This is a genomic window from Rhodoplanes roseus (assembly GCF_003258865.1).
Lineage (GTDB): Bacteria > Pseudomonadota > Alphaproteobacteria > Rhizobiales > Xanthobacteraceae > Rhodoplanes > Rhodoplanes roseus.
Genome location: NZ_NPEX01000689.1, coordinates 1 through 374 on the forward strand (window position 1 = coordinate 1; position 374 = coordinate 374).

Genomic DNA, 374 nt, shown 5'->3' on the forward strand with positions numbered 1-374 from the left:
GCTGCGGGCTCGCTGGCGCTCGGCGTGCCGGCCGAGGGCGCCGGCGGCGCGTCCGGGACGGACGGCGCCTGCGCCTGGACGATCGGGTCGAGACGGGCCGCCGACGGCTCGGACGGATCGTTCGACAGCGCGGCGGCCGGGCTCGCGAGCGCGGCGGCCAGAGCTCCGGCGAAGGCGAGCGAGAGAACGCGGGACGTGTGGCTCATGATCTCGATCCGTGTCGGCACGCGGTGACCTGGGACGGCCTCGATCCGATCCCGCCGCAACCGCGGATCGAACGAGGCCAGTTTCACGTCAAACAGAGCAGTCCAATTGTGTCGTTTTACGGTTGCGGTCGCGGTCCCGGCCATCGCGGCCGGGACGATCCGGTCAGA

At 72.2% G+C, this 374-nt stretch carries 1 pseudogene; it reads right to left on the reverse strand.

The features are described from left to right. Nucleotides 1-206 (reverse strand): annotated as a pseudogene (locus tag CH341_RS31985) (hypothetical protein); the annotation flags it as partial. Nucleotides 207-374 lie beyond the last annotated feature (168 nt).